The sequence below is a fragment of the Brevibacillus porteri genome (assembly GCF_003013475.1).
In the GTDB taxonomy this organism is placed as follows: Bacteria; Bacillota; Bacilli; order Brevibacillales; family Brevibacillaceae; genus Brevibacillus; species Brevibacillus porteri.
The window spans coordinates 79,240-104,484 of the sequence record NZ_PXZO01000009.1 but is presented as its reverse complement, the minus strand read 5'-3'; the positions used below and the strand labels follow the sequence as shown (position 1 = coordinate 104,484).

Sequence of the window (25,245 nt, the reverse complement as noted above, 5' to 3'; positions counted from 1 at the left end):
TGCTGGGCGCACTGAAAAAAAGCACTCTACTAATCTTGTAGAGTGCTTCTTATATTGTTCAGAGAAAATAAAGTGTTAGAGAGCTATCGTATCCATTAGTTTAAAGCGTTATCACAAACCTTTAATACCACCAAAATACAATAAATCGTTTATTGATGACTGATACATCATTTCAGGCCTCTTATTCACGAACCAAAATTATTATTCATTCTGAAGAATCTTTCTGTATTCAACACCGTGAATATGTATAAGTATTTTTCGCTTTTCTAATACTTCAAAAAAATTCAACATATCACCAAATGGATTTTCAAAATATTGAATTAAGTGTTTAAAATTCTCAGTTGTTTTCAAGAAGTCATAAAAAAAGTAGGGATCCACATTTCCAATATCGTCTGTATTCCCGAGGGAAACCTCCAGTTTTTGTCCAGTATCTAAGTTTTCAAACATGCAATGCTCTCCATGAACATCAAAGTACCAATTACCGGTTAAATGTTCTTCAACGTTTAGTAATTCCGCATTTGAAAGTAAGTAGTAACTTCCTTTTATTATCTCTGATTTTTCAGGCTGGTTCGTTTCCAATATTAATTTGTCAATGAGTTCTTGCGCAATTACTTTATAAGCGTCCATTGCTACCAATAATTCATCCACCGTTTCTTTAGTTAGCGAGTTCATAAATTACCGCCTTCTATGCTATTTATATTTTTCAGTTAAAGTTTTCTTAAAGCGTTTCTTAACTACTCACCCTGCAAATATGCTTCCTTGCAATTTCGTAGAACGTTCTTTTATTCAGGACGTCCGACGTACAAAAGATATATCCAACTTGATCCGCACCTTTGCCAAAAACTCTGCCAGTCCCAAGGTCTGCAAGCCTGCATTGTGAACTTAGTGTTATGTGGGGTTTCGTGCCTTTTTTCACTTTTCAAACTGGCGTAGTGGTTGTCCGACTATCTCTGAGTATTACTTCAAGAACATGCATTCAGGAAATTTCTGATAACGTCTTATTCACGAACTTCGAAAATAATTCCATACGTAGAGTATTCGCAAAATTATTGAGCTATCCTGCTCGTGAGCAAAGGCTGCCGATCGTTCGCGGGTGTTACTACTATCGAAGGTGGTAAGCCTTATGTGTACTTTAAAGAAAAAGAGTTTTGATAAAATTTTGCACCCTCATCAGCATGTTCTCCTGCTTCATTTTTACGGAACATATATGTTTACGATAAACCATTCATTGAAAAAGGAGTAAAAGGGAAAGATTCACTTGCAAAAGCACTGGAGCAAAAGGCGCTTGTATGGAATGATTCTCAGAATGAGCAGTAGTAAATTTCTATTTTCCGAGATTGTTCTTAATGGCTTCCAATCCAGCGATTTCTCCCAGGAAGAACGTATCGCCCGCGAGTGTATCCATCGTGTAAACATGGTTGTTTTTCACTGCTTTGAGGTTTTTCCAGACAGGATGATCCTTCCAGATATGAATCAACCCTTCCGGCTCCTCTGCTTTCGCCGAACGACGGTTCTCAGCAATAAAGATATGATCAGGAGCGAGCTCACTCAACGCCTCAATTCCAATACGCCCCCCAATCTTGCCATCCTCGGGCAATCCTGTTATCGGTGTTAGTCCCACTTCCTCATAGTAAATCGGAAAGTTTTTGGGATGCATCACTGTAAAATCCTTACCATTGGAAACGAGGAATAGCGCCGTTTCTCCTCTATGCTTGTCTGCTGCTGCTTTTGCTTCGTTTTTCAGCTTATCAAAATCGGCCAAAACTTGCTTCGCCTTTTCTTCTTTGCCAATCACTTTAGCTATTTTCATGAGCCGGGTGGGTGCATCCACTGAGAAATCAATGACGATGGAATCAGCCATTTTGTTGAATTCCTCATATCTGGAGCCTTTTCCGGTGCTTGTCATGACAATAACCTCTGGGTCCATCTCCAACAAGGTCTCCAAATTCGTTTTTCCACCCAAATCCTTCACCGTTTTCCCTTCTGCATACTTCGCAAAAATGGGTGACTTACTTTTCGTCGACTCAAAGCCTTCCGATACAATCGGAGCAAAATCTAGCACGAGGAAGTAATCTGTTCCCATGATATCGACAGAAGCGACACGCTCCGGCTTCTTCTCCAGTGTGACTTCCCCCATCGCATGCTTGATGGTTCTCGGATATACAGGCTCCCCTGTCCCTTTTGTATCGGGCTGTGCTGCTCCCGCCTTAGCCGTTTGCGCTTTAATATTAGCGTTTGTGTCTGTAGTCACCTGTCCTGCTCCGCACCCCGCCACGACGGCTGTGGCTATGATTACAGACAGAATACCTGATAATTTCTTTTTCATATCGATTGAACTCCTTTTTTCATCTCCTGATTTCAAACGTGTCTTACCCTTTTGTCCGGATCAACAAATACAGAAAATAAGGCCCCCCAATGAGGGAAATGACAATACCCGCTGGTACTTCCGTAGCCGGTATGATGCTTCGCCCTATCGTATCCCCGGCCAATACGAGCAATGAACCGACGAGCGCCGTTATGGGCAGCATGTATTGATGCTGGGGTCCTACCAATCTGCGCGCGATATGCGGACCAAGCAAGCCGATAAACCCTATGCCTCCGCCTGTCGCTACACTCGACGCAGCCAGACCAACCGCTCCCGCCATCAAGGCCAGTCGCTCCCGTTGAAGAGATACACCCAGACTTGCTGCAATTTGTTCGTTCATACTGAGCAGGTTCAGCACCTTTGCCTTCCGATACACGTACGGCAGCAGGATCACCATCCATGGCATAAGTGCCAGCACGAACTTCCAATTGGAACCCCACAATGATCCCATTTGCCAAGTGACGACAAACTCGAGGTTTCGCGGATTCAACTGAAGTGTCAAAATTATGCTGATGGCACTAAGTCCCGCCCCTACTGCAATCCCTGTAAGCAAGAGACGAGTAGGAGATATGCCGTACCCCTTCTTGTATGCAAGCATATAGATAATGGCTGCTGTGGCAGTGGCACCGATGAGTGCGAGAAACGGAATCAAAAAAGGCGGAGCCATGTTCGTCGCAGGATAAAGAGAGACGAACAACAAGACGGCCAGTCCAGCACCTGAACTGATTCCAAGAATGCCGGGGTCAGACAGACCATTGCGAGAGATTCCTTGCAAAATCGCTCCCGATACAGCCAGCCCAGCCCCAATCATGACTGCAATCACCATGCGAGGAAGCCGCAGCTCAAACAACACGAGATTCTGCTTTTTCGAACCCTCCCCCAGCAACGTCTGCAACACCTCGATCGGCCCAATACTGTACGGTCCCGTGTTCAAACTCAAGACAAACCCGACAATCAAAAGTACCGCGAAAAGGAGGATCAGTCGGACACTACGGCTTTTTCTTTTTTGGGAAAATAGATCGATGTCCACTACCACTCCCTCCTTTCCTTACGGGCCATGTACAGGAAGAAAGGGACTCCGATAACAGCGATAATGGCGCCAAGCGGTGTCTCGTAGGGCATCGCTATCATTTTGGCTCCAATGTCTGCAAAAACAACCAAAACGCCTCCCATGACTGCCGAGCAAGGAATAATCCAACGGTAATCAACTCCCACCAAAAAACGGACGATATGTGGGACAACGAGACCGACAAACCCAACACCGCCGACCGTTGAGACCGAAGCACCTGCCAGCACCATGACGACAACCGCCGCCAAACCCTTCACCAGCTTAGTCTTTTGTCCGAGACCCGCTGCGATCTCTTCTCCCAGACTCAAAATCGTAATGGAGCGAGAAAGGATCATTGCAATAATGATTCCTCCCACAATCCATGGCATCATGACGGATACTTGAAACCACTCCGCTGTTGAGATCCCCCCTGCTGACCAGAATGCCAGATCGTAGTTGATCTGAAAGAGGAGGGAAATCGCCTGACTAATACCTGATAGGAGTGAGCTAACGACTGCTCCCGCCAACGCGAGTCGTAAAGGTGTCAAACCGTTTTTGGAAAAATAGGCCAATCCATAAACAAGCCCTACCCCAAGACCCGCTCCCATAAAAGAAAAGAGAATAATAGACTCAAAAGGGAGTCCTGGTGCAAAAGCAAAAACGAGTACGAGCACGAATCCAGCCCCTGCATTAATGCCCATCAAGCCCGTATCGGCAATCGGATTTCTCGTGACTCCTTGCATAATGGCTCCCGCTACGGCAAAAGCTGCTCCTACCAGCGCTCCTGCCAAGGCACGGGGCATTCGCAGTGTTTGAATAATGACGTGATGCTCGTTGCTAGAATCATAGTGAAAAATCGAGTTCCAAACGGTGGAAAACGAGATGTTAGCCACTCCCGTGATAATGGATGAACCTAGTCCGAACAAGATGGCGCAAATCCCCGCAACAATCAACACGGTCGCCATCCACGGCCTAGTTCGAAGCGAAGCATTTTTAGTGATCGGCTGTGACAGTGACATTTCCCTTCTTATCCTCCAGAGCAACGTTCGAATGAATCACGGTCAGCTTGTCGTTTGCAGCCGTTCTCGCTCGTGCTTCCGGGATGACCTCCGGAAAGCCAAGCTGAAGCATTCCTACGAGTTTTTCCTCCGCACGTACCCCTACCGCTTGCAAAAATCCTGCTTGATACGTGAACGGTTCCGTTTTCCAAACGACGCCCAGTCCCCGCTCCCACGCCGCCAGTTGAAAGTTTTGAATCAAGGTGCAGGCTGCCGCATAGTCCTCTTCCCGTTCTCTTTGCCGAGAGTCTTCATTTACGATAACGAATAGATAAGCCGGGACGCGTAAGAGTAATTCCGGATCTCTTTTTTTCATGGCGTTTTGAAGAATGGCATCGACGACAATCCGCTTGCCTTCCTCCATATACAGAACGAATCGCCAAGGCTCGCGCAGTCCGTGGTTAGGTGCCCAGATAGCTACATCCAGCAACTCACGAATCAGTTCCAGTGGAATCGGGTCTGGCTTGAATTTCTTTATGGTTCTGCGGTCACGGATCGCTTGTGCAATCGGATACAATGGTGACTTCATCTCGTTCCCTCCAACAATAGTGATACTCATTCTCAATTATTATCACAAACTTGTGGCCGCAAGAAAATTGAAGAACCTGATTCCTTTTTTGTACATTCCTGTGACTCTGCAAGATGCGTGAGCGCCTCTGATATGGCTTGCTCATGGCCCAGTGCCGAATAATGCAGCCAAGGATATACCCCAGCTCGATGTACATTCCCTTTCAAACGATGCTTGCGTACATCTGTTCGAATTTTCCTTTCATCAAAAAGCAGAATATGATCAGCCTGAAAATCATGAAGCTCATCTAGGCTCACGATATCCAGAAAGGCAAAATGATCGGTTCCTACTGGGGGTCTTACCTGGAGGTCTCCGTACAAAATATCGGAAATTTTCCGCCTTCTGGCACCAAAGATACGGGCTCCACCATCCCAAGCCCTCACTGCCATAACGGTTTCATTCCCAATTTTTTTGCGGATACGCTCGCGGGCTGCAACTGCTTTTTGATCATAATAATAGAGCCAACTCGTCGCCACTTCTGCAATTCCCAGCATGGCAGCTACCTGCTGCAAATGATCCCGCCAGGTCGTTGTTTTGAAAGGAATGAGCAAGGTCGGTGCAATGGCTTCCAATTGTTCAAACCAAGGTGCAACCTGATCTGTACCCACAATCAAATCCGGCTCCATCTGGTGTAGACGGTACAAGTCAAATTCCAGCGTGGCTGCTTCCATCTGGGAGTATGGCCTCTTTTGCCGATGCTTTTCCCAAACAGGGATTAGTTGTTGGATCGAGACCCCCAATGCGAGCAGATCACCGATGATTGCTGGATGGAGTACGGCGATTTTCTTTTGTAACGATTTCTTAAAGCGATAAGGAGGAACGCCAACTATCTTTTTAAACATCCGACTGAAATAGTACACATCCCGATAGCCCACTTCATTAGCTACCTCAGGAATCATCACGTCCTCCGCCACCAGAAGCTGACAGGCCTTCTCCATTCGTTTCCGATTGATGAATTGCAAGGGAGTGAGCGAGGTGTACTCCTTAAACTGCTGATAGAAAAGGGTCGGCGTCATTCCTGAGTAGCGAGCCATCTCCTCGATCTGAAAAGTCTCCTCACAATGTTGCTCCATATGTTCAGCGATCCCTTGAAGAAGTTGCTGACGATCTGTTTTTTTCTCTTGCAGCGTGACTCCAGCCATAATAGCTTGCCATAGCTTCAAAAAAAGAATTTGCATGGTTGGCTGATCGAAGTGATCTTTTCGCCATGCCAGATGCAATTGTTCGATATGATGGTGAATCAAGGAGATTGTTTCGATATGGTGCTTTCCCTGAATCGGAAGCATCACTTCGTTTATGAGCCAGCCATCCCTTTCTTTTCTGGCATGAGCAGCAAAAAGCGCCACGTAACAAACATAGATGTTCTCCGTAATGGGCAAAAGGGCGAGCCCTTCCTGCATATCCTCTGGAGATATGACCATGAAATCTCCCTGGTTAAGCATCCCTCCTGTCTGATCCAACCGAAACGACGCCCTGCCCTCTATTACCAAAATGATGAATTGTTCGCTTCTATCTCTCGCTTCTACAAGCTTCCATTCTTTTGAAATGGACAAAACTTGCACATCGTTTACAGTGATGACATTCGGATCACGATAGGTGTCTGTTTTTCCCATAACTAACTCCTCTTACATCATGATGTAGCAATCTATTGATAACAATTCTCACCAATTGTACGAGAGACCTGACAAAACTGCAATTGCACTTGAGTGAGAAAAAGCAAAAAACGCCTAACGATCATCAAGATGACCACTCGACGTTTTCTCTTTCCACTAAAGCGATTCACATGACGCAAGCACTAATCTGCGGTAATAGCAAAGGGGCGTTTAATGCCCTACCATCCAAGGGCGTTTACCTCCACGGCTGTGGGTATGTCCCCGATGTGCCTGACTACCGTGGCTGTGGCTACACCCTGCTCCTTCATGGGAATGCGATTGTTTCCGTACCATTTTCGGTTCCACACCACGCTCGATCCGTTGGCGCAGCGCTTGCGGTGTCATGATCAATCCTGGTGCAGCATACAAACGCTTGGACGGTTGCTGGCAATCGGGGCAAGCAACGCTCTCTGTCAACTCGCTCATCTTCAACCACTGAACAAATGGACCACATTCCTCGCACATGAAATCGTATCTCGGCATCGTATTTGGCTCCTTCTTCGCGGTCTTTTTCTTGGCTACTTCGGCATAATATCTCGATCAAAAATACTTGTCGGGATAGACAAGGTGCAGCACGCGTTCGGAATATCGACGATCCCCGCAATTCTTCCCTCCACCGGTGCCGTTCCCAGCAGCATGTACGCCTGCTCCCCCGTGAAACCCATCGCTGTTTTCAAATACTCGATGGCATTCAGGCAGGCATTGCGATAAGCGACATGCGCATCCATGTACAGCTGCTGCCCTGTCGTCTCATGGACGGAAATCCCTTCGAAAACGAGGTATTCCGTATAGCGAGGCTCTACTGGACCGGGCTTGAATACAGGGTTGTTCACGATGTTATACTTCGCCATCCCGCCCTTGATTACGTCCACATGAAGATCTAGCCAACCAGCCATTTCAATTCCGCCGCAGAAGGTCACTTCTCCATCTCCTTGCGAAAAATGTAAATCGCCCATGGACAGCTTCGCTCCATTTACATAAACCGGGAAGTAGATGCGAGTGCCTTTGGACAAGTTTTTAATATCGCAGTTTCCGCCATGCTCGCGAGGGGGGACCGTTCGAGCCGCTTCTCTGGCAATCCGATCAAACTCTGCGCCTTTTAGACTGCCTAACACGGCACTGTGCGGGGTCGGCAAATTCGCGAGTGGCGGCATTCGTTCAGGATTTGTCGCTACGAGGTCGCTCTCTCTTCGGTTCCAGCGATCCAATAGCTGGTGGGAAGGTGCCGTACCGATCAAGCCTGGATGAAGAATGCCAGCAAATTTGACTCCTGGCAAATGGCGAGAGGTCGTGTAAATGCCGTGGAAGTCCCAGATCGACTTGGCCGCTTGCGAGTAATGATCGACGAGAAAGCTCCCGCCGTTTTCTTTGGCAAAAATCCCATTAAAGCCCCATTCCGATTGGGGGAGTGCCCCGATATCGAGAATATCGACAACCAAGAGGTCGCCTGGTTCTACTCCATTCACCCAGACAGGTCCACTCAGCACATGGACGCGATTGAGATTGACATCCCGAATGTCGGAAGGGTCATCGTTGTTAGCGACCTGCCCATCCGTCCAGTCCTTACATTCCATGCGGAAAACAGCTCCTGGATTCACGGAAACTGTAGCTGGAATGTCTGGGTGCCATCTGTTGTGACCAGGTGTATCCTGCTCCTCCATCGGTTTGTTCAAGTCAACTCGAAATAAAACTTCTGGCATGCTGCTTCCCCCTCACTTGTTCAAAATTGCGTATGCCGTACATACACAAAAAGAAGCAAATGACATGCCAATGCTTGCAAGTCCCGATAAAAATTTGATGATACCGATTCTTTTAGCTATTTTCTCCTGTATACTTATTACAAAGAGCTTGTCGCAAAACAGGTCAAGCAGTTGATCTGTCTTTGACCGGAAAAGTCCCTCATCTCTTGTATCGCTTTCGTCATTGTGTGTCGTTTGTTTCCCTGCTTCCTTGTCGGACACCTGTCCCACGATCGAACAAACAAACTATAGCCAAGAAAGGATGCGAGAACGATTTTTGAAGCCGGCATGCTGCTCTCGTCTTTCGATTCTTCCTCCGTTATCGAGCGTTCCCATCATCGTGCGATCTCTCATGCTCTCTTTCATTCTCTCTATCAGCAATTACAGGCCTCTGCGAATCTTTCATCCTACGAATTTTCTCTGATTAGGGCTGCGCTTATCCATTTGCTACAAAATGGCTCTTTGCCACTTTTCCCGCTATCCCTTGCCACTACGCAACGTTCTTCCGCTCTTCAGACTGATCCTATGATTCCAGCTCTCAGGCACGCCTCTCATTCTGTTCCCAATTGGAAGAGTCTGCTTTTCGCATGGGCCGAAAACAGCCAAGAATGCCTAATCGTACTCAGTGACGAGCGCATCGTACTTTTTGCTAACAAGCGGGCACAAGAACGATTTTCATTATTTGAAGGCCTTGTTCTCGAGGTGGATTGGGAACAAGAACGCTTAACCAATTGGTCCTTAGAGGAACTCGATCTGGGGGAAAAGACGTGGTATCGTCTCTTTCTTATTCGCCCATGCACGTCAGCCTTGTCAAAGACTGCTAGCAGTTACTCGTTTTCAGAGATTCATACAAATAGTCCCCTCTATCAAGCCCAACTACATACAGCACGTATCGCTGCACAATCTCTATCCAATACGTTATTGCTCGGAGAAACAGGCTGTGGCAAAGAGGTCCTGGCACGTGCCATCCACTCCTCCAGTTCGCGAAAAGACGGCCCTTTTCTTGCAGTCAATATCGCAGCACTTCCGCGTGAACTGATCGCAAGTGAGCTATTTGGATATACTGACGGAGCTTTTACTGGAGCAAAAAAAGGAGGGCAATCGGGAAAATTTGAAGCAGCAAATGGAGGAACGCTCTTTCTCGATGAAATCGGGGAAATGAGCATGGAGCTTCAAGTGCTATTGCTTCGCGTCCTCGAAGAACGCAAAGTGACGAGATTGGGCTCTCACGAAGAAAAGCCATTGGACATTCGGATTATCGCTGCCACCAATCGTTCCATTGAAGAAGATGTACGGAATGGACAGTTTCGTACAGACCTTTACTACAGGCTCAATGTCTTACAAATACGCATCCCTTCCCTGCGCGAACGCAAGGAAGACATTGCAACCTTGGCTGACGAGTTCCTCCAGCAGCTCCATACCCAATACGCTGGCGGTCCGACAAGTATCTGTGAATCTGCCCTGGCGATCTTACAGCAGCATTCATGGCCCGGAAATATTCGTGAGCTGCGCAATATCGTGGAGAGAGCCTTTTTACATGCGTACGGTGATTCGTGGGTCACCTCTCACCATCTTCCGAGCGAATGGCAGCAGCAGTATGGATGGCAAGAAGCATCCGGTGAACCTTTGCCATTATTGCGCGAATTAGAGCGACAGACGATCCAGCAAGCCATCACACAAGCTCCGTCCATCAGCGCCGCTGCCAAAAAGCTAGGAATTGCGCGAAGCACCCTGTATCGGAAAATGGAAGAGTTAGGAATCGGATAAGAAAATTCGGGGGATGAGCGTAAGCAGCTTGTCCCCCGAAACATTTTACCGATGCCCTATTCGTCAGCGAGTGCTCGCCTTATCGTCATTCTTGCTTCCTCTGCCACTTCTTCGTCATGGTTATCAATGGCTTGCATCCAGAGCAGCATCGGAATGTACACCGCCATCATCCTGGCCAATATGTTTGTCTCTTCATCCACTTCTCCATACGCATGAAAAAATGGCTGGCGGGCTTGTGGCGGTAAAAAGCTGTAGGCCACATTTAAATCCGCTCCCGGGTGACCCACATTGAGATCTCCCCAGTCAATGATGCCTGATATATGCCCAGCTTCATCTACCAGCATATTTTTCATATGCAAGTCTCCATGCAGGAGCACGTCACGCGGACTGATTCGGTCTATCACGACTTGCCCTAAATAATTCGCGATCGCATCCCGATCCTCTGCAGAAATATGTACAGCTAAGGTAGACAAGAACGTCTGCATCTTTTCTTTTCTCTGTGCAATGTCCAAGAGGTTCCTGTGATCATGTTCGATCCCGTTTTCACGGGCACGCTGGGGCGGAAACGCGTGCAATTCTTTTAAAAACGTCGCAAGTGCCACTGCTGATGAAGCACGCTGCTCGTCGGTCAAGCCTTTTGGAAACGTACCCTGTACATACGTGTACCCCAAAAAAGGGTATGGATAGTCGTCATTTGGTTCCCCATAAAAAACTGGCTTCGGATATGGTATCGTCAGGAATGCCGCAAGCATTGGCAGCAGCACCCCTTCCTTTTTGATCAGTTCAACAGCGACATTCCGCCTGGGAAAACGGAAAACATATTCGTCCCCCACTCGAAAGACCACGTTATCCCAACCACAGCCGATAAGATTGATGGGCATAGAAGATAGCTGCGGAAACTGACGGAAGATGAGTGCGCGTGCCAATGGTTCAGATACTTCCCAGTCAGCATCCCATGGATTCGAGTTGGTCATTGCTTTCGTTCCCTCCCATTTGTCATTTCATCTGCCGTGATGATGCTTTGCAGCTACGATTACGTAGAACGGATCTGATAGACACATTTCTTTCCGCCGATTGCCACGCATTCCGTCCGTTCTACGCTCGTCTGGAGTAACGCTCGGTAACAATTAAGCTCTCTTGCACAGATCATTTGATATCGATCTGCTACTTTAAAATATGGACAATTGTACTGCGTGATCACAAATTCCTCATCACTTAGCTGCTCCCATCTCGCCATAAATCCGTTGTCATCTTGGATTCGTGCCATCTCTGCCACCTTTTCAGATAGCTCTTTTCCTTCCATTTGTCCCTCGTATTTCTGGATAATCTTCTCTTGCTGCCTTGCGAAAAATTGATCCACTCGGTCTTCCCCGTCTGCCAGCACGATATGCTCCATCAAATCCACGGCTAATTGCCCGTAATCATTCGGAAATTGTTCGTTACCTTGCTGTGTTAACGAATAGTAGTGCATCGGTCTGCCTGCTTTTTGACGACCTACTCTGCACACAACAAAACCGTCTTTTTCCAAGTAGATCATTTGCCTGCTGACAGCTACCTTTGTGAGCTCCAGCCTGTTTTGCAAATCCTTTGTGCTGAGCTCCCCTTCCCTTTTCAGCAACAATAAAATGTATTCACGTGTTGATAGATGTCTATATCTCTCCATTTTCTCTTCGCCCCTTTATTGGAAAAGAACGATACGCTCACAGTATATGTCCTTTGTATAACTAATTCAACAAACATGTTTATAAAGTGACATTCTTTGCTCATCGTGAGATCTACGCAACCACAATTTATTAAACATTTTAGTTGAATATATATAAAATAGTGCATATACTGTAATTGCAGTGCAAGGTGTTTTTTTCCAAGAAGGATAGGTGAAACGTATGAAACCTGTATTCTCGCTTCTCCGTGAACGACAGGTCGAAGTGACTTATCAAGAGCCTTTGGCGGCACATACTACCTGGAAAATTGGCGGACCTGCGGATTTACTGATTACACCGAGCAGTAAATCCCAACTGATCATGGTCCTGCAAATACTGAATGAACATCATGTCCCATGGATGGTGATGGGAAAGGGCTCCAACCTTTTAGTCACAGACAAGGGGTATCGTGGCGCAGTCATAAAATTAAACAAGGCTTTGGACTATGCCCGAATCGTGGACAATCGGATTTACGCAGGGGCTGCCTACTCCTTGATCAAGCTTGCAGCATTGGCAAACAAGCACAGGCTCAGTGGATTGGAGTTCGCTGGCGGAATACCCGGGTCTGTCGGCGGCGCTGTGTATATGAATGCAGGCGCGAACGGATCGGATATATCGGACATTTTCCATTCAGCTGAAGTGATCGCACAAACGGGAACCATTCGCTCCTTGCATGCTGTAGATTTGGATTTTTCTTATCGCCACTCTTCCTTGCAAGATACTGATGTCATGATCACGGAAGCTATTTTTGAGCTGACCCCGCGCGACAGCGAAAGCATCAAGCTCCAGTGGAACCACTATAAAGAAAAACGTTTAAAAACACAGCCTCTGCCTTTTGACTGTGCAGGTAGTGTATTCAGAAATCCCCCAGGCCATTTTGCTGCAAAGCTCATTGAAGATGCTGGCCTAAAGGGCATGCGGTACGGAGGCGCGGAAGTATCGAGCAAGCATGCCAATTTTATTATGAATACCGGCAATGCCACCGCACTTGATGTATGGACACTCATGAGGCAGATTCAGGAAAAAGTTCACAGCCAATCAGGTATTCACCTTGTTCCTGAAGTTGTGATCGTAGGTGAACAGTAAGCATAAAAAAGGAGGTCTCACGATGATTCAAATGAGCGAAACTGCTGTAGCTCGCCTTCAAAATATGCTCGAACAAGAAAGCTCTACTCTCTTCATTCGTTTTGGCGTAAAGGACGGAGGGTGCTCTGGGATGACCTATGGACTCGGTTTTGATGATACCTATCAAGAAGGCGACACCACAATCGATATTGATGGCGTGAAGCTGGTCGTCAATCCGGAAAGCTATCCGTATGTCGATGGCGTCGAAATCGATTACAAAGAAACAGGGATGATGGGTGGATTTACGATCCAAAACCCGAATGCAGTCGCAACCTGCGGCTGTGGCAGCAGCTTCCGTACAGCCCTACATCGAGGGAAAAGAGAAAAGTGTGAGTAATCCGCCAGACGAAAATGACTTGTCACCGATTCTAAAAGATTGCTACTATAGTGAAAACTATCCCCCTATCCTTTTAGTAAGGTGACATTATGCTATCATTTTCAAGACTGATTAAATGTAAACCCCCAATTCCGTAATCTCCTCCTACGCTGTTTGAGATTTTCGGAATATAGGGGGAATGTACAAGTGAATAGAAAAATCTCAACACCATCTTTGTTACTGTTGATCATCCTGGTTGGTTTTCCGCAAATTAGTGAAACGATCTATACACCTTCGTTACCTGATATCGCCAATAGTCTCCATGCCAGTAACAATACGATCCAACTGACACTCAGTATTTACTTCCTCGGTTTTGCCTTTGGTGTATTTTGCTGGGGAAGACTCTCTGACTCTATCGGTAGACGCCCTGCCATGCTCTGGGGAATATTTGTTTATGGTTTGGGCAGCTTTGGTTGCTATCTCTCCGATTCGGCTGATTGGTTGTTATGGAGCCGCTTCATTCAAGCCTTCGGTGCGAGTGCAGGATCGGTGGTAACCCAAACCATCTTACGAGAGAGTACTGACACGACCAAGCGCCATGCTGTTTTTGCTCAGATTTCAGCTGCTCTCGCTTTTACGCCTGCAATTGGCCCCTTAATCGGTGGTTGGGTGGATCAATCGTTTGGATATCAGGCGGTTTTCTTCACACTGATTGCGATGAGCGTAGCGATCTTTGCTTACACGTTTGTCTCGTTACCTGAGACCAAAACGTCTACAGCTTTAAGCATAAATACGCTTACTGTAGCCAAACGACTTGTTTCGGACAAAAGGATATGGGCTTTTGGTTTCTTAATTGGGGCGACAAATGGCATGTTGTTCAGTTACTATGCCGAAGCTCCCTTTATTTTCATTGCGTTTTTCGATATGACACCTGGTGTGTTTGGGTTTTTGGGTATTTTCGTAGCGTTGGCTTCTGTGATCGGAGCCATGCTCTCGAAAAAAATGCTAACCAAATACCCGGCTGAGAATATTATCCAAATCGGCTCACTGGTAACGACGTTAGGGACTGTATGCCTCACAAGTTTCACTTTGTATGGAGTGAGTCCGTCCGTTGTCTCGATGGCGATCATGGTAGCCTCTATCTTTACTCTTCTGCTAGGGATTGGGATCATGATTCCAAACTGCCTGAGTTTAGCTCTTGTCCACTACAGCGATGTACTCGGAACTGCTGGCGCTATTTTTGGTTTGGGTTACTACATCGTCGTCAGTCTTATCACCAGCGGCATGAGTTATTTTCATAATGGCTCGCTCGTCACCATGCCAATCTACTTCTTGCTATTGGCGATCATCATGGTGCTTGTTAGTAAACTAATGACGGTTAGCCATACATCCAAGTAGCCTATTCATCCTGTCAACATCAAAAAGCCGATTCTCTTAGAGAAAATCGGCTTTTTGCCCGTACTCGTCACCCCTCCCGTTTCGTCTCGATCGATAATCCTTCGACATGCTTGCGACTCATCATTTTGCGCTTCTTCCGGTTCTCTTTTGTCTCGAACACGATGTCCATGTCATAATCGGCCGGATACAGTTCTTTGCCCTCAATATGCAAGACGAGGCGCTTTTTGTTGATTTTATATTTCTGATTTTGAATCATGACGCCAACGATGCCTTTGGAGTCCTCCGCAGCAAATACGATGCCAGTTCTCCCCAGATAGGAAATGAATACACAATCACCAACAGCAAATGGCTTGTCACGCTCAGGTTTGGCTGGTGTATCTGCTACTTTTTCGGAAATCTCCTGTGGAAGATGCTCTCGTCTTTCCTCTTCCACCTCTACTTCCACTTCTTCTGGCTTTTCTATTATTCGTGTCTCCACATAATGGGGAGCCTCATACTCTTCCTGCTCAATGTCTTGGTATTGTTCCAGCCTTTCTGTAGTGGTAGTCGTAGTCGTAGTCGTGAATCCATTCCGAGTAATTTCCCGAGAACGCTGAATCATCTCAGACGGGATACCCAGCTTCAGTGCGATCAGAAATGCGTAGCTCTGGCCTGCTTCTCCGATTCGCAAGCGATACAGTGGCTGCAAGGTCTCCTCGTCAAATTCCATTCGTGCATTTTGGAACCCGGCAGTTGCGGAGGCAAAATTTTTGATTTCGTTAAAATGTGTATTCACAATCACCGTCGCACCTCTTCGGTGCAGCTCCTCCAAAATCGCAATCGACAAGGCGACACCTTCTCCTGGATCTGTACCGGTAGCCATCTCATCAATCAGAACGAGGGTCGAAGCGTCCGTAATCTGCAAGATTTCCAGCACATTATGAATATGCGCGGAAAACGTACTTAACGCTTGCTCAATGCTTTGCCCATCCCCAATATCTACTGCGATGTTGCGGAAAATGGCGAAGCGACTGCCTTCCTGTACAGGTACGAGCAAACCCGACTGCACCATCATGGTTAAGAGCCCGATGGTTTTTAACGTCAATGTTTTCCCACCTGTATTGGGACCTGTAATAATAAGCGATTTGTATTCTCGACCAATCCTCATATGCAGCGGCACCATTTTCGGACCGAGTAGCGGATGCCGTGCTTCCTTGACATCGATGATCCCTTTTTCATTTAGTTCGACATTCGCGCCTCCGATTGCCAATGCGTACTTCGCTTTTGCGAAAAGAAAGTCATACATGCCAACAGTCTCGACATTCACGGTGAGTTCATACGTATATTCTTCTGCGATTGCGGACAATTGCATCAGTACTTTTGTTACTTCGCGTTCTTCCTCTGCCTTGAGTGCGGTGAGCTCGAACTGTACGGTGCTGATCTCCGTCGGTTCCATATAGACGGTTTGACCGCTCGCCGATTCATCTAAAACACTGCCAGCCACTTGCTTGCGATGTTCTTTTTTGATGGGAATGACATAACGTCCATTGCGTGTACTAATGACATTTTCTTGCATGATCGAACGATATTTGTTCATGATGGAATCCAGTTGTCTTTTCAAGCGCTCTTCAAATACGACGATACGTTTACGCACTTTCAACAAGTCTTTGCTGGCGGAATCGACAACTTGCCCATGTCGGATGCATTGTTCGATTTCATTTTTCAATTTGGTGGCGTCGTACATCGATGCTGCATAAGAACTTACGCGTGGCGCCAATTGTGCTTTTGTCGCCATGTATTTTATTAGTTGTGAGCAACTCGTTAGGAACAGGTACAGATTGGTAAAATCATTTACGCCAAATACATATCCTGTCCCCAGAAGGGAAAGGATCTTCTCCATCCCCTCCAGCGCAGGAATCGGTACACTTGCTCCATTTTGCAGGATGTTCTTTGCTTCTGCTGTTTCGTCCAACCTACTTCGCACTACTTTGACAGAGTCCATCGGCATCATTTGTTCTACATGCTTTTTCCCTACGTACGATAAAGCGTAATCCATTACCTTTTCTTTAATTTTGTCGTATTCGAGACGCTGCAATGCTTTTTCATTCATGACTGATTTCTCCTTTTTTATGAAAAATAAAAAAGGGCGAAGAATGAACAAATGTCATTCTCCGCCCTTTTTTTGGGATACCTAAACAAAACGCAACCAAATAAAAAACCGCGCTGAACACAGCACGGATTTTGGGCGCAATGATAGGGTTTTCACCTAAGGCATTGTATGATATCCGTTGTTCTTAACTAATTCCAAGGCCGATAATCATCCAGCACAAAGAAACTTTGCTACATGGCAAAATTTCGAATGATGAATCAAGACCTTTTGTATGGAATTGCTTTAGTTAAGAACGACCGCCGACATCAACATCTCTCCCTAGATAAGGTTCTCTTCACTATAGCTCATGTGATCTCCTGCCGTCAATCCGCTTCGAATTTGTACACCTTTACACCATAGCCTTCAAAAATTTTGACAAGCTGTTCGCTTACCACCTCCCAGTCCCCCGGTGGTTGTTGATACTGAATTTCTTTCAAAATATCTCTATTACGTTGAATAAAAGTTGATATACTGTTGATGATTGATGTACTGTGTTGTACGATGTATATACAGGAGGTAGGCGTGAAAGGCGGAACAGATATGACGTATATATGAAAAACAAACCCGTTTACAAGAGTGTTTCAAGGAAAAGAAGGCATTTAGGGGGGAACATACATGTGAAAAAAGAGGAATTTACCGATTGTTAGGACAGAATGGCATTAGTGGAGATGATAGCTGTGTGATTAATAGGGAACAACAAGCAACCACTTATACAATATGAATAGAGAAGAGGAATGTCTTATGAAAATACATAGTCAAATTATATTTGCAAGTATGGCCCTTGTAATAACTGGAAGTTCCCTACTATACACATCGCCAACCTCAATTGTAAAAGCAGAGCCCACCCAAAATGTATCTAGTTCGTTACAAACAAGCACTCAACGAGATCATAATTCCGTCGAGCAAGCAATGCGGGAAACATTGCTACTGGGATTCCCGGGGATACTTGCTAAAACTTCTGAGGGTGGAAAAACGTGGGGTTATGCGGCTGGGGTAGCGGATCTGAGCACAAAGAAACCAATGGAAACAGATTTTCGCTTTCGCATTGGTAGCGTGACGAAGACGTTCACCGCAACGGTTGTACTTCAATTAGCTGGAGAGAACCGCTTGAATCTAGACGACTCCATCGAAAAATGGTTGCCTGGTGTCATTCAAGGAAACGGATATAATGGTAAACAGATTACCATCCGGCAAATATTGAATCATACAAGTGGGATCGCTGAATACTCAAGGTCAAAAGACGCTGATTTTATGGATACAAAAAAATCGTATACGGCTGAAGAAATAGTGAAGATGGGGATTTCTCTGTCCCCAGACTTTGCCCCAGGAAAGAGATGGTCTTATTCAAACACAGGATACGTATTACTGGGGATTCTTATTGAAAAAGTAACCGGAAACAGCTACGCGGAAGAGATTGAAAATCGGATTATTGAACCGCTTGAATTGTCGGATACATTCCTACCTGGCAATTCAAGCGTTATTCCAGGCACCAAGCATGCTCGGGGATATTCTCAACCAGACGAAGCAAGTGAGATAAAAGACGTTACTTTTTATAACCCAAGTGCAGGTAGCTCGGCTGGAGATATGATTTCTACTGCTGACGACATAAATAAATTCTTCTCTTCCTTGCTCGGTGGCAAATTACTAAAGGAACAGCAACTAAAAGAAATGCTTACTACAGTTCCTACAGGAAAAGCAGGAATGGATGGATATGGTCTTGGAATCATTGAATTTAAGCTTCCAAACGGTGTCTCGATATGGGGACACACAGGTGGCATTCTAGGGTTTTCTACTTTTGCTGGAGGTACACTTGGAGGCAAGCATACGTTGGTCGTCAGTTTGAACAGTTTAGGTAGAGATAACAGTCCTAATCCTTTTACAAATATTTTACTTGCTGAATTTAGCAAGTAGGAAAAAGGGAAATTTTGTCATTGTTTTTATAGTTAAAAATATACCTTTCTGGTTCAAAATCCCCAACTTACTTTTAAAAAAGGATTTGGGGATTTTTGGGATTTCGTCGGCAACTTTTTAAACCTTGCCCCTCTCAAAACGCGCCCGGAAAACCCGCGCTATACAAGGGCTTATGCGCCACTAATGCGTAACATTGCCCGCTGTTTCTGCTTGCGTTCGGCGGTTGTTGGTACTGTATTTCTTTCAAAATATCTCTATTACGTTGAATAAAAAAATTCTGATATACTATTGATTAACGAAGTACTGTGTTGTACGATGTACATGCAGGAGGTACAATACATGAATGTAGAAGATTGGAAATCACAAATTAAGCGAGGAACACTCGATTTTTGTATTCTATTGCTAATAAAGCAACGACCATATTATGGGTATGAAATCATAAGTAAGTTAGAGCAGTATCCTATTATTGCTGCAAAAGAAAATACAATTTATCCCTTACTTAGAAGATTATTGAAAGAAGAATATATTTCTTCATCTTGGCAAGATAGTACAGAGGGCTTGCCACCGAGAAAATATTATACCATTACAGAAAAAGGAAACGAATACTTAAACGCTATGTCCTTAGAATGGGATAATTTATTAACAGCTATATCAGAAATTAAGGGGAGTTAAATTATGGATAAAATTATGAATGACTATCTTGAAAAAATAGGAAAACATTTGAAGCCTATGTCCACTCCCGAGCGTATTGACATTGTAAAAGAAATCAAAAGTGTAATGCTTGAATTGCAACATAATGGTGTATCTTCTGAGCAAATCATCGAACGGTTAGGAAACCCAAAAGAATTAGCGAAAGCATACTTAGGTGAAGCCATTTCAAAGAACAGTACATTTAGTTGGCGTAAATTCGGCGCTGTATTTGCATTTTGTAGCAGCTTTGCAGGCGTAAGTGGTATTTTTGTTTTGCCGATTATCAGTACTCTTTCCATTGCTTTAATGAGTAGTGGAGTTATTACACCAATAGGCGGAATTATTAAATTTATCGGGTATCTTATGGGACATGATATTGCCGGAATAACATTCGAATTTGGAGCATTTACAGCAACCCGCCCAATGCAGTACTTGCCAATTTCTATTGTGAGTGGTGTGTTGATGTTTTTGTTGGGGAAAGTGTTATGGAAACTTACAATGAAATATATACATGCAATTAGTCAGAAAAAGATAAAATTGTAATAATAAAAAGAACGGGGCGCGGCGGTCATTCATAGACCAACCGCACCCCGTTTTTACTATGGGTGTGTCACGCAGTAGAACGCTGATTTTGAGGGAAAAGGTATAAAACCCTTACCCCTTTCCTTTGCTTCCAAAATGTTGCCTGAGACGACTTGAACCCATTCAGTTATAACGATCACTTCTTGTCTCGTTACAACTGCTCACGCAAAAACAGTTCGGGATAGATCAGAACAAGTCCGTTCGAATCTACTGTAATGTTCTCCATGAATGTTCCTGCCCGGTATTGATAGACAGAAGAGTCCCCTTTGCTTTCTAGCAACGTATATTGCTGCTGCACTTGTCTGTACGTCAGCTCATGGGCTGAGAAATAGGCTACTTGTATATACTGAGGTTCTAATTGAGTATACGACAACCGGCGGATCGGCAGTGTATTCGTGAAAGGTGTACAAGAAATATCAATATCGATACAGCCAAAGAGCTCAGGAATGGGCTCACCCACCTCGTTTGTCCAATTTCCCTCGCCATCCGATGAGAGATGCAAAGCGCCTTCTTCGCCCATGCTTGCTAGTGAAACCTCTCGCGTGACCCAATTTGAATCAAGAACAATTTCGTACTGGATTCTTGTTAGGGTGGCGTCATCCAGCCTCCCAATCACTATGCTATTGACGTGGATTCTGTTCGAGCCCTCCCGTATTCTCAAGTGCTCATATCCGACACCTGTCGTTGGTTTCCAGATAACATTCGTTGGTAACATTCAAGCTCCTCCGATCATTTGTTCCCCTTTTCTCCATCCTATCATTTCTTGGATGAAAATGGTAGAGTCCTGTAGCATCGGCTTACACAACGCATACCTAAGTCATCCATGGAATAGGATCATAGTACCGGAAAAGAATGGAAAGGAGACAATCGATGGATAATCCCTCCTTCTCCTTAACACAACCTGACATGCTGTCCATTATTCGCAATGGACTCCCACGAACGCACTCCCCACGCAATATCATCATCGTCGGGGCTGGAATGGCTGGTCTTGTTTCTGCCTCGTTGCTAAAAACAGCGGGACACAACGTAACGATTTTGGAAGCAGCGGACCGGATAGGCGGCCGAGTTTTTACATTGCGCTCTCCTTTTACCCATGGTCATTATCTAGAAGCTGGAGCCATGCGTATTCCTCACACGCACGAACTTACCCTGGCATACGTGACGAGATTCGCTCTTCCGCTTCATCCGTTTATCAACAGCTCTCCAAACGACATCATCTCCGTAAATGGTATCAAAACAAGGCGTTGGATCTATCAACGCGATCCGGACATCCTCCGTTTCCCTGTATCTCCACATGAAAAAGGCCGTACGTTCGACGAATTGGCCGGGCAAGCCATTAAGCCTATCATCGACTTCATCAACCTCGATCCAGCGAAGAATTGGCCCATCGTCGTCCAAAAGTACGATCGCTTTTCCATGGATCAGTTCTTGCGCTTCAATCCTGTTGGCCCTTCCTTATCCGCCCCCGCTATCGATATGATCAAGGTCATGACTGGCTTCGAAGGATTCCCTGAGCTCGCCTTTCCCGAAATTTTACGAGACTTTATCCTGTTCGATCCCTCTACACGCTTTTACGAAATAGCAGGAGGATTTGACCAGCTACCACAGGCATTTCTCCCCCAATTACAGGAGAATATCTACTTCCAGCATAAAATGACGCGAATCGTCGAAACGGGGAATCAAATTACGATTTCTGGCGTGCGTACCGACACAGGCGAACTGTTTCAGATGACCGGTGATATCGCGATTATTACCATCCCTTTTACCGTTTTGCAGTTTGTTCGGGTTGAACCGTACGATCTGTTTTCCTATCAAAAATGGAAAGCTATTCGTCAACTCCACTACGTTTCCTCATCAAAAATAGGCATCCAGTTTTCGCAGCGATTCTGGGAAGCACAGGGAATAAGGAGCGGACAAACCGTAACAGATTCGCCTATTCGCCTCTCCTACTTTCCCAACCACGGTTTTGATCAGCCTGGGGGTGTCGTATTAGCCAGTTACACATGGGAGGATGACGACCTTCCGTGGCTCAGCATGTCAAAAGAAAAACAAGTGATGCAAGCGGTACAGCATCTGGCTGACATTCATGGGGAGCAGGTGTACAATACCTTCGTTACGGGGGTCACACATAATTGGGCGTTGCAGCCTCATGCTGCTGGTGCCTTTGCCTTGTTCAAACCGTTGCAGGAGACGGAATTAACTCCTTACATTGGTGCGCCTGAAGGAAGAATTTATTTTGCAGGGGAGCACACCTCGAATGAACATCACGGTTGGATTCAAGGGGCGATTGAGTCTGCTTTGCGCGTGGCTGTAGAAGTGGGGAGAAAATGAGCGGGGGTCTGTACGATGAAAAATTCCGTACATTCCCCCGCCGCTTATCGATTCTTTTACGAATTCAATTCATAATCTTTTCGAAGCAACGCCAGTTTCACAAGATCAATGTACATCCCATTTTCAAATTCCGTTTCTCGATGGATTCCTTCTACTTGAAAGCCAAATTTTTGGAGCAAATGGACGGATGCCGCATTTCGCGTATCTGCTTCTGCTTCTATTCTGTTTAGATGCATATGCGTAAACCCGTACGCGATAATGGGCCGCAATGCTTCCGACATGATCCCCTTATTCCACCACGAAAAATTCAGATCATACCCAATCTCCGCTTTGTTATGTACAGCATGATAATGTTTGTAGCCACAGCTGCCAAGAAATTTTCCAGTGGAACGATCCGTAACCGCCCACCTGAGTCCCTGTTTTTGTTCAAATAAGTCTCGGTACCATCGAAGTTCATTTTCAGCCTCTGCTATTGATTGAAACCTCGCTATCCCTACATATCTCGCCACATCTTCATGTGACAACACTTCAAAAATATCTTCAATGTCTTGTTGATTAGGTTGTCGAAGGATCAATCTGTCTGTTTCGATGACAGGGAATTGATCGGACATAGTCGGGTTACTCATGATAAGAACCTCCTTGTAAACGTAGGATGGAAGATTTTTGATGCCTACTCCCTTCCATCATCTAGTGAATGATATGGTTTATTATAGGAAGGACAAGAAGCAGAAGCAATGTATAGATTCGTTTGTACTCTTTGTAACCTTTCCGTCCCATCAGCATACCTGGTCAATTCTGGCCTGTCGTGACAACATTGTTCTACTGATGGAAGGAAAGCAGAGTGAAATGAACAATGAAAAGCCTCATTCCCTCTTGCTGCCTGTGGAAATGAGGCAAACCGACGCGGCCTACTCTTTTTCTATCTGAATAGGAATTTCCCACTTTTGATCCGTATCCTCGATCAACGCCTACCAAAAAGAAAAAACCTTGATTTACCAAGGTTTTTTAACGTACATCATGCGTTCGTACTACAGAGTCTTACGAAATTGATAGTCCATCTCACCAGCCAATGCTGCCGGAGTATCACCTGTTTCGCGGAAATCATGGGTATAAATCGTTTCAAACGGCCCAAAATCCGCTTGCTTATAAAATTCAAAGCAAGGGAAGCCATCATGTGCTCCTTCGATCTGTACAAGACCATCCCTTTTCGCAGTCACCAATAATAAGTAGTCCACCGGAGGCGCATGCTCATTCAGGGGATTACTCGCACTTGCGCTCATTTCAAAGCTCACTTCTTCATCCGACTTCCATACTATATTCCTGCACAAAATGCCCTCTGTACTCGCTTTTCCTTTTCGCAGCTGAATCGAGCCATCAGGATTCGTGATCTTCTCTGTTGTGATTCCCGTGTTCTGATAAGAAAAAATTTCTTTTTTCATGAAGTCTACGACGACCTCTTGCTCCACTCTGGAACGCATGGCATTTACGGCATAGGGGGTAAATTCGCGCGAATCGCCTTCAAATTGAATGACTTTTCCTGTTTGCGGATCCGTTCTGGGCTCCGTCCATGACTGGGGGATAAATACACTCGCTCTGATTTTAATCAGGTTCACCATACATTGGCACCTCCATCTGTTATTGTTCTTCTAAGACAAATATGTGATGTTTTGGTGAGGAACGCACTCCATGAAGATCGCTTCAAATTCTTTGCAATCAGCCAAATGGGACAGATTCATAGGGGCTTGTATCCTTTCTACGCCCATCTTCGGATTCACTAATAAATAATACGCCATAAGCAACGCTTTTCTACAATGATCCTGGTTTGGTTCACGCACGAGTAGCTCGCAGATGATAGCTGTTCTCTTATCCTCGTCATATTGCAAGGCGAGATGATAGTCCCAAAATGGTATGGTGCTTTTACTCCCAGCAGAACAAACAATAGGGAAACGAGCATGTACAAAATGCTTGATGATCTCACTTACATCATCCGTGCTTACCTTCTTCCTTTCGTTGTCAACGCAGCTAATTCCTTGATGAATCATCTGATAATAAGGCATGTTCAATAGATGCTCCCGAAATCTCTCTATCAATTCCCCACGCAAAAAAATGGGACCTGTAGAAATATTATCCTATTTGTGCCTCATTTCCTCAATCGCGTTTTCATGACCGCCATGTTATGATTCTAAAAGATAAGGATTATCCAATGATTACCATATATAGACGTACATAACATCGTATGAGTAAGGTGGGATGATGATGCTGCACGAGAATGCGAATCTTCACACTCCAGACAGATGTATTTTTCTCGTCACAGGGATTATGGCTTCTGGAAAATCAACAGTCGCTCAGTTACTTGCTGAAAAGCTAAATCGAGGCGTTCATCTGCGAGGTGATTCGTTCCGACGAATGATTGTAAATGGCAGAGAGGAATTTATGCCTGAACCGTCAGAAGAAGCCATTCGTCAGTTGCAGTTGCGCTACAAAATAGCAGCCTCTACGGCAGACACTTTTTTTGAAGAAGGATTTAATGTCGTTGTACAGGATGTTGTGATCGGCCCCCTTTTGAGCGAATTTGTTGAAATGATTCGGAACCGTCCGTTGTATGTTGTCGTACTCACGCCAAATGAAAAAGTGATTGAAGAGAGAGAGGCATCCCGTTCCAAAACAGGGTATGGTGCTTGGACGATTCCCCACCTCAATCAAATCTTGCAGACCGAAACACCAAAGCTCGGCATGTGGATCGATTCTTCCGAGCAGACACCACAGGAAACTGTCCAGGAAATCTTGCGGTTGGTTGATCTCCCGCTCTCCATGAAAAAACCTAAGTCCGATGAAATACCGAACTCAGGCAACCAGATCGTCTAACT

24 protein-coding genes are annotated in these 25,245 nt (G+C 45.4%); 9 read left to right on the top strand and 15 right to left on the bottom strand.

All coding sequences use genetic code 11. The features are described from left to right. Window positions 1–201: 201 nt before the first annotated feature. The 8 genes from C7R92_RS06880 to fmdA form a co-directional block, all read right to left on the bottom strand. Window positions 202–672, bottom strand: coding sequence for a DUF6896 domain-containing protein (locus tag C7R92_RS06880; RefSeq protein WP_106833674.1), 471 nt, complete (start codon window positions 670–672; stop codon window positions 202–204). A 652-nt stretch (window positions 673–1,324) separates the two neighbouring features. Then, a complete protein-coding gene (locus C7R92_RS06875) occupies window positions 1,325–2,326 on the bottom strand; it encodes an ABC transporter substrate-binding protein (protein ID WP_106833673.1) in 1,002 nt (333 codons plus the stop codon). A 43-nt stretch (window positions 2,327–2,369) separates the two neighbouring features. Continuing rightward, window positions 2,370–3,395, bottom strand: a complete 1,026-nt coding sequence (locus C7R92_RS06870) for a FecCD family ABC transporter permease (RefSeq protein ID WP_106833672.1) — start codon at window positions 3,393–3,395, stop codon at window positions 2,370–2,372. Then, window positions 3,395–4,432: a FecCD family ABC transporter permease gene (locus C7R92_RS06865; protein ID WP_106833671.1), complete on the bottom strand. Its 1,038-nt coding sequence runs from the start codon at window positions 4,430–4,432 to the stop codon at window positions 3,395–3,397. Before C7R92_RS06865 ends, C7R92_RS06870 begins: the two co-directional genes overlap by 1 nt. Then, window positions 4,407–5,000 (bottom strand): nitroreductase family protein, encoded by a 594-nt coding sequence (locus tag C7R92_RS06860; protein WP_069851280.1) that lies wholly within the window; start codon window positions 4,998–5,000, stop codon window positions 4,407–4,409. Before C7R92_RS06860 ends, C7R92_RS06865 begins: the two co-directional genes overlap by 26 nt. A 32-nt stretch (window positions 5,001–5,032) precedes the next feature. Further along, entirely contained in the window at window positions 5,033–6,652 is a 1,620-nt protein-coding gene (locus C7R92_RS06855) for an AraC family transcriptional regulator (RefSeq protein WP_106833670.1), read from the bottom strand. A 210-nt stretch (window positions 6,653–6,862) separates the two neighbouring features. Continuing rightward, window positions 6,863–7,174, bottom strand: a complete 312-nt coding sequence (locus C7R92_RS06850; RefSeq protein ID WP_069851285.1) for an FmdB family zinc ribbon protein — start codon at window positions 7,172–7,174, stop codon at window positions 6,863–6,865. Window positions 7,175–7,209: 35 nt separating this feature from the next. After that, window positions 7,210–8,391, bottom strand: coding sequence for a formamidase (fmdA, locus tag C7R92_RS06845; protein ID WP_106833669.1), 1,182 nt, complete (start codon window positions 8,389–8,391; stop codon window positions 7,210–7,212). Window positions 8,392–8,718: 327 nt separating this feature from the next. On the opposite strand from fmdA, the gene C7R92_RS06835 reads away from it, so the two are divergent. Then, window positions 8,719–10,197 carry a sigma-54 interaction domain-containing protein gene (locus C7R92_RS06835; RefSeq protein ID WP_244195673.1) on the top strand — a complete coding sequence of 493 codons (1,479 nt, stop codon included), beginning with the start codon at window positions 8,719–8,721 and terminating at the stop codon, window positions 10,195–10,197. 56 nt (window positions 10,198–10,253) lie between these two features. Here the strand turns inward: C7R92_RS06835 and C7R92_RS06830 are convergent, their stop codons facing one another. Next, on the bottom strand, window positions 10,254–11,171 hold the full coding sequence (locus C7R92_RS06830) for a phosphotransferase (protein ID WP_106833667.1): 918 nt from the start codon (window positions 11,169–11,171) through the stop codon (window positions 10,254–10,256). Window positions 11,172–11,230: 59 nt separating this feature from the next. Then, window positions 11,231–11,860, bottom strand: a complete 630-nt coding sequence (locus C7R92_RS06825; protein ID WP_106833666.1) for a helix-turn-helix transcriptional regulator — start codon at window positions 11,858–11,860, stop codon at window positions 11,231–11,233. Window positions 11,861–12,080: 220 nt separating this feature from the next. On the opposite strand from C7R92_RS06825, the gene murB reads away from it, so the two are divergent. From murB to C7R92_RS06810, 3 genes are all read left to right on the top strand, one after another. Beyond that, the gene (gene murB / locus C7R92_RS06820) at window positions 12,081–12,983 is read left to right on the top strand and encodes a UDP-N-acetylmuramate dehydrogenase (RefSeq protein ID WP_106833665.1); all 903 of its coding nucleotides are present in this window, start codon (window positions 12,081–12,083) and stop codon (window positions 12,981–12,983) included. Between the two features lie 22 nt (window positions 12,984–13,005). Then, window positions 13,006–13,359, top strand: a complete 354-nt coding sequence (locus C7R92_RS06815; RefSeq protein ID WP_106833664.1) for a HesB/IscA family protein — start codon at window positions 13,006–13,008, stop codon at window positions 13,357–13,359. Between the two features lie 186 nt (window positions 13,360–13,545). Next, on the top strand, window positions 13,546–14,736 hold the full coding sequence (locus tag C7R92_RS06810) for a multidrug effflux MFS transporter (RefSeq protein ID WP_106833663.1): 1,191 nt from the start codon (window positions 13,546–13,548) through the stop codon (window positions 14,734–14,736). 67 nt (window positions 14,737–14,803) lie between these two features. Here C7R92_RS06810 and C7R92_RS06805 read toward each other — a convergent pair whose 3' ends face one another. Beyond that, on the bottom strand, window positions 14,804–16,825 hold the full coding sequence (locus C7R92_RS06805; protein ID WP_106833662.1) for an endonuclease MutS2: 2,022 nt from the start codon (window positions 16,823–16,825) through the stop codon (window positions 14,804–14,806). 780 nt (window positions 16,826–17,605) lie between these two features. Here C7R92_RS06805 and C7R92_RS06795 point away from each other — a divergent pair. The 3 genes from C7R92_RS06795 (at window position 17,606) to C7R92_RS06785 (ending at window position 20,008) form a co-directional block, all read left to right on the top strand. Further along, the gene (locus tag C7R92_RS06795) at window positions 17,606–18,775 is read left to right on the top strand and encodes a serine hydrolase domain-containing protein (RefSeq protein ID WP_106833661.1); all 1,170 of its coding nucleotides are present in this window, start codon (window positions 17,606–17,608) and stop codon (window positions 18,773–18,775) included. Window positions 18,776–19,114: 339 nt separating this feature from the next. Beyond that, window positions 19,115–19,447, top strand: coding sequence for a PadR family transcriptional regulator (locus C7R92_RS06790; protein ID WP_007716392.1), 333 nt, complete (start codon window positions 19,115–19,117; stop codon window positions 19,445–19,447). A gap of 3 nt (window positions 19,448–19,450) precedes the next feature. Next, on the top strand, window positions 19,451–20,008 hold the full coding sequence (locus tag C7R92_RS06785) for a DUF1700 domain-containing protein (RefSeq protein ID WP_106833660.1): 558 nt from the start codon (window positions 19,451–19,453) through the stop codon (window positions 20,006–20,008). Between the two features lie 190 nt (window positions 20,009–20,198). Here C7R92_RS06785 and C7R92_RS06780 read toward each other — a convergent pair whose 3' ends face one another. Beyond that, complete coding sequence (locus C7R92_RS06780; RefSeq protein WP_106833659.1) at window positions 20,199–20,762, bottom strand: putative glycolipid-binding domain-containing protein; 564 nt, start codon at window positions 20,760–20,762, stop codon at window positions 20,199–20,201. Window positions 20,763–20,917: 155 nt separating this feature from the next. Between C7R92_RS06780 and C7R92_RS06775 the strand changes: the two genes are divergently transcribed. Further along, a complete protein-coding gene (locus tag C7R92_RS06775; RefSeq protein WP_106833658.1) occupies window positions 20,918–22,378 on the top strand; it encodes a flavin monoamine oxidase family protein in 1,461 nt (486 codons plus the stop codon). A gap of 56 nt (window positions 22,379–22,434) precedes the next feature. On the opposite strand, the gene C7R92_RS06770 is transcribed toward C7R92_RS06775, so the two are convergent. From C7R92_RS06770 to C7R92_RS06755, 3 genes are all read right to left on the bottom strand, one after another. Next, on the bottom strand, window positions 22,435–23,004 hold the full coding sequence (locus tag C7R92_RS06770; protein ID WP_106833657.1) for a GNAT family N-acetyltransferase: 570 nt from the start codon (window positions 23,002–23,004) through the stop codon (window positions 22,435–22,437). A gap of 402 nt (window positions 23,005–23,406) precedes the next feature. After that, window positions 23,407–23,994, bottom strand: a complete 588-nt coding sequence (locus C7R92_RS06760; protein ID WP_106833655.1) for a DUF3238 domain-containing protein — start codon at window positions 23,992–23,994, stop codon at window positions 23,407–23,409. Between the two features lie 30 nt (window positions 23,995–24,024). Continuing rightward, entirely contained in the window at window positions 24,025–24,435 is a 411-nt protein-coding gene (locus C7R92_RS06755; protein ID WP_244195672.1) for a hypothetical protein, read from the bottom strand. Between the two features lie 196 nt (window positions 24,436–24,631). Here C7R92_RS06755 and C7R92_RS06750 point away from each other — a divergent pair, with 196 nt between their 5' ends. Beyond that, on the top strand, window positions 24,632–25,243 hold the full coding sequence (locus C7R92_RS06750) for an AAA family ATPase (protein WP_106833653.1): 612 nt from the start codon (window positions 24,632–24,634) through the stop codon (window positions 25,241–25,243). Window positions 25,244–25,245 lie beyond the last annotated feature (2 nt).

Excerpts from the sequence above, each read along its gene's own strand:
- C7R92_RS06880 (WP_106833674.1), bottom strand. The coding sequence starts at position 672 with ATGAACTCGCTAACTAAAGAAACGGTGGATGAATTATTGGTAGCAATG.
- C7R92_RS06875 (WP_106833673.1), bottom strand. The coding sequence starts at position 2,326 with ATGAAAAAGAAATTATCAGGTATTCTGTCTGTAATCATAGCCACAGCC.
- C7R92_RS06865 (WP_106833671.1), bottom strand. The coding sequence starts at position 4,432 with ATGTCACTGTCACAGCCGATCACTAAAAATGCTTCGCTTCGAACTAGG.
- C7R92_RS06860 (WP_069851280.1), bottom strand. The coding sequence starts at position 5,000 with ATGAAGTCACCATTGTATCCGATTGCACAAGCGATCCGTGACCGCAGA.
- C7R92_RS06855 (WP_106833670.1), bottom strand. The coding sequence starts at position 6,652 with ATGGGAAAAACAGACACCTATCGTGATCCGAATGTCATCACTGTAAAC.
- C7R92_RS06850 (WP_069851285.1), bottom strand. The coding sequence starts at position 7,174 with ATGCCGAGATACGATTTCATGTGCGAGGAATGTGGTCCATTTGTTCAG.
- fmdA (WP_106833669.1), bottom strand. The coding sequence starts at position 8,391 with ATGCCAGAAGTTTTATTTCGAGTTGACTTGAACAAACCGATGGAGGAG.
- C7R92_RS06835 (WP_244195673.1), top strand. The coding sequence starts at position 8,719 with ATGCTGCTCTCGTCTTTCGATTCTTCCTCCGTTATCGAGCGTTCCCAT.
- C7R92_RS06830 (WP_106833667.1), bottom strand. The coding sequence starts at position 11,171 with ATGACCAACTCGAATCCATGGGATGCTGACTGGGAAGTATCTGAACCA.
- C7R92_RS06825 (WP_106833666.1), bottom strand. The coding sequence starts at position 11,860 with ATGGAGAGATATAGACATCTATCAACACGTGAATACATTTTATTGTTG.
- murB (WP_106833665.1), top strand. The coding sequence starts at position 12,081 with ATGAAACCTGTATTCTCGCTTCTCCGTGAACGACAGGTCGAAGTGACT.
- C7R92_RS06815 (WP_106833664.1), top strand. The coding sequence starts at position 13,006 with ATGATTCAAATGAGCGAAACTGCTGTAGCTCGCCTTCAAAATATGCTC.
- C7R92_RS06805 (WP_106833662.1), bottom strand. The coding sequence starts at position 16,825 with ATGAATGAAAAAGCATTGCAGCGTCTCGAATACGACAAAATTAAAGAA.
- C7R92_RS06795 (WP_106833661.1), top strand. The coding sequence starts at position 17,606 with ATGAAAATACATAGTCAAATTATATTTGCAAGTATGGCCCTTGTAATA.
- C7R92_RS06790 (WP_007716392.1), top strand. The coding sequence starts at position 19,115 with ATGAATGTAGAAGATTGGAAATCACAAATTAAGCGAGGAACACTCGAT.
- C7R92_RS06785 (WP_106833660.1), top strand. The coding sequence starts at position 19,451 with ATGGATAAAATTATGAATGACTATCTTGAAAAAATAGGAAAACATTTG.
- C7R92_RS06780 (WP_106833659.1), bottom strand. The coding sequence starts at position 20,762 with ATGTTACCAACGAATGTTATCTGGAAACCAACGACAGGTGTCGGATAT.
- C7R92_RS06775 (WP_106833658.1), top strand. The coding sequence starts at position 20,918 with ATGGATAATCCCTCCTTCTCCTTAACACAACCTGACATGCTGTCCATT.
- C7R92_RS06770 (WP_106833657.1), bottom strand. The coding sequence starts at position 23,004 with ATGAGTAACCCGACTATGTCCGATCAATTCCCTGTCATCGAAACAGAC.
- C7R92_RS06760 (WP_106833655.1), bottom strand. The coding sequence starts at position 23,994 with ATGGTGAACCTGATTAAAATCAGAGCGAGTGTATTTATCCCCCAGTCA.
- C7R92_RS06755 (WP_244195672.1), bottom strand. The coding sequence starts at position 24,435 with ATGCCTTATTATCAGATGATTCATCAAGGAATTAGCTGCGTTGACAAC.
- C7R92_RS06750 (WP_106833653.1), top strand. The coding sequence starts at position 24,632 with ATGATGCTGCACGAGAATGCGAATCTTCACACTCCAGACAGATGTATT.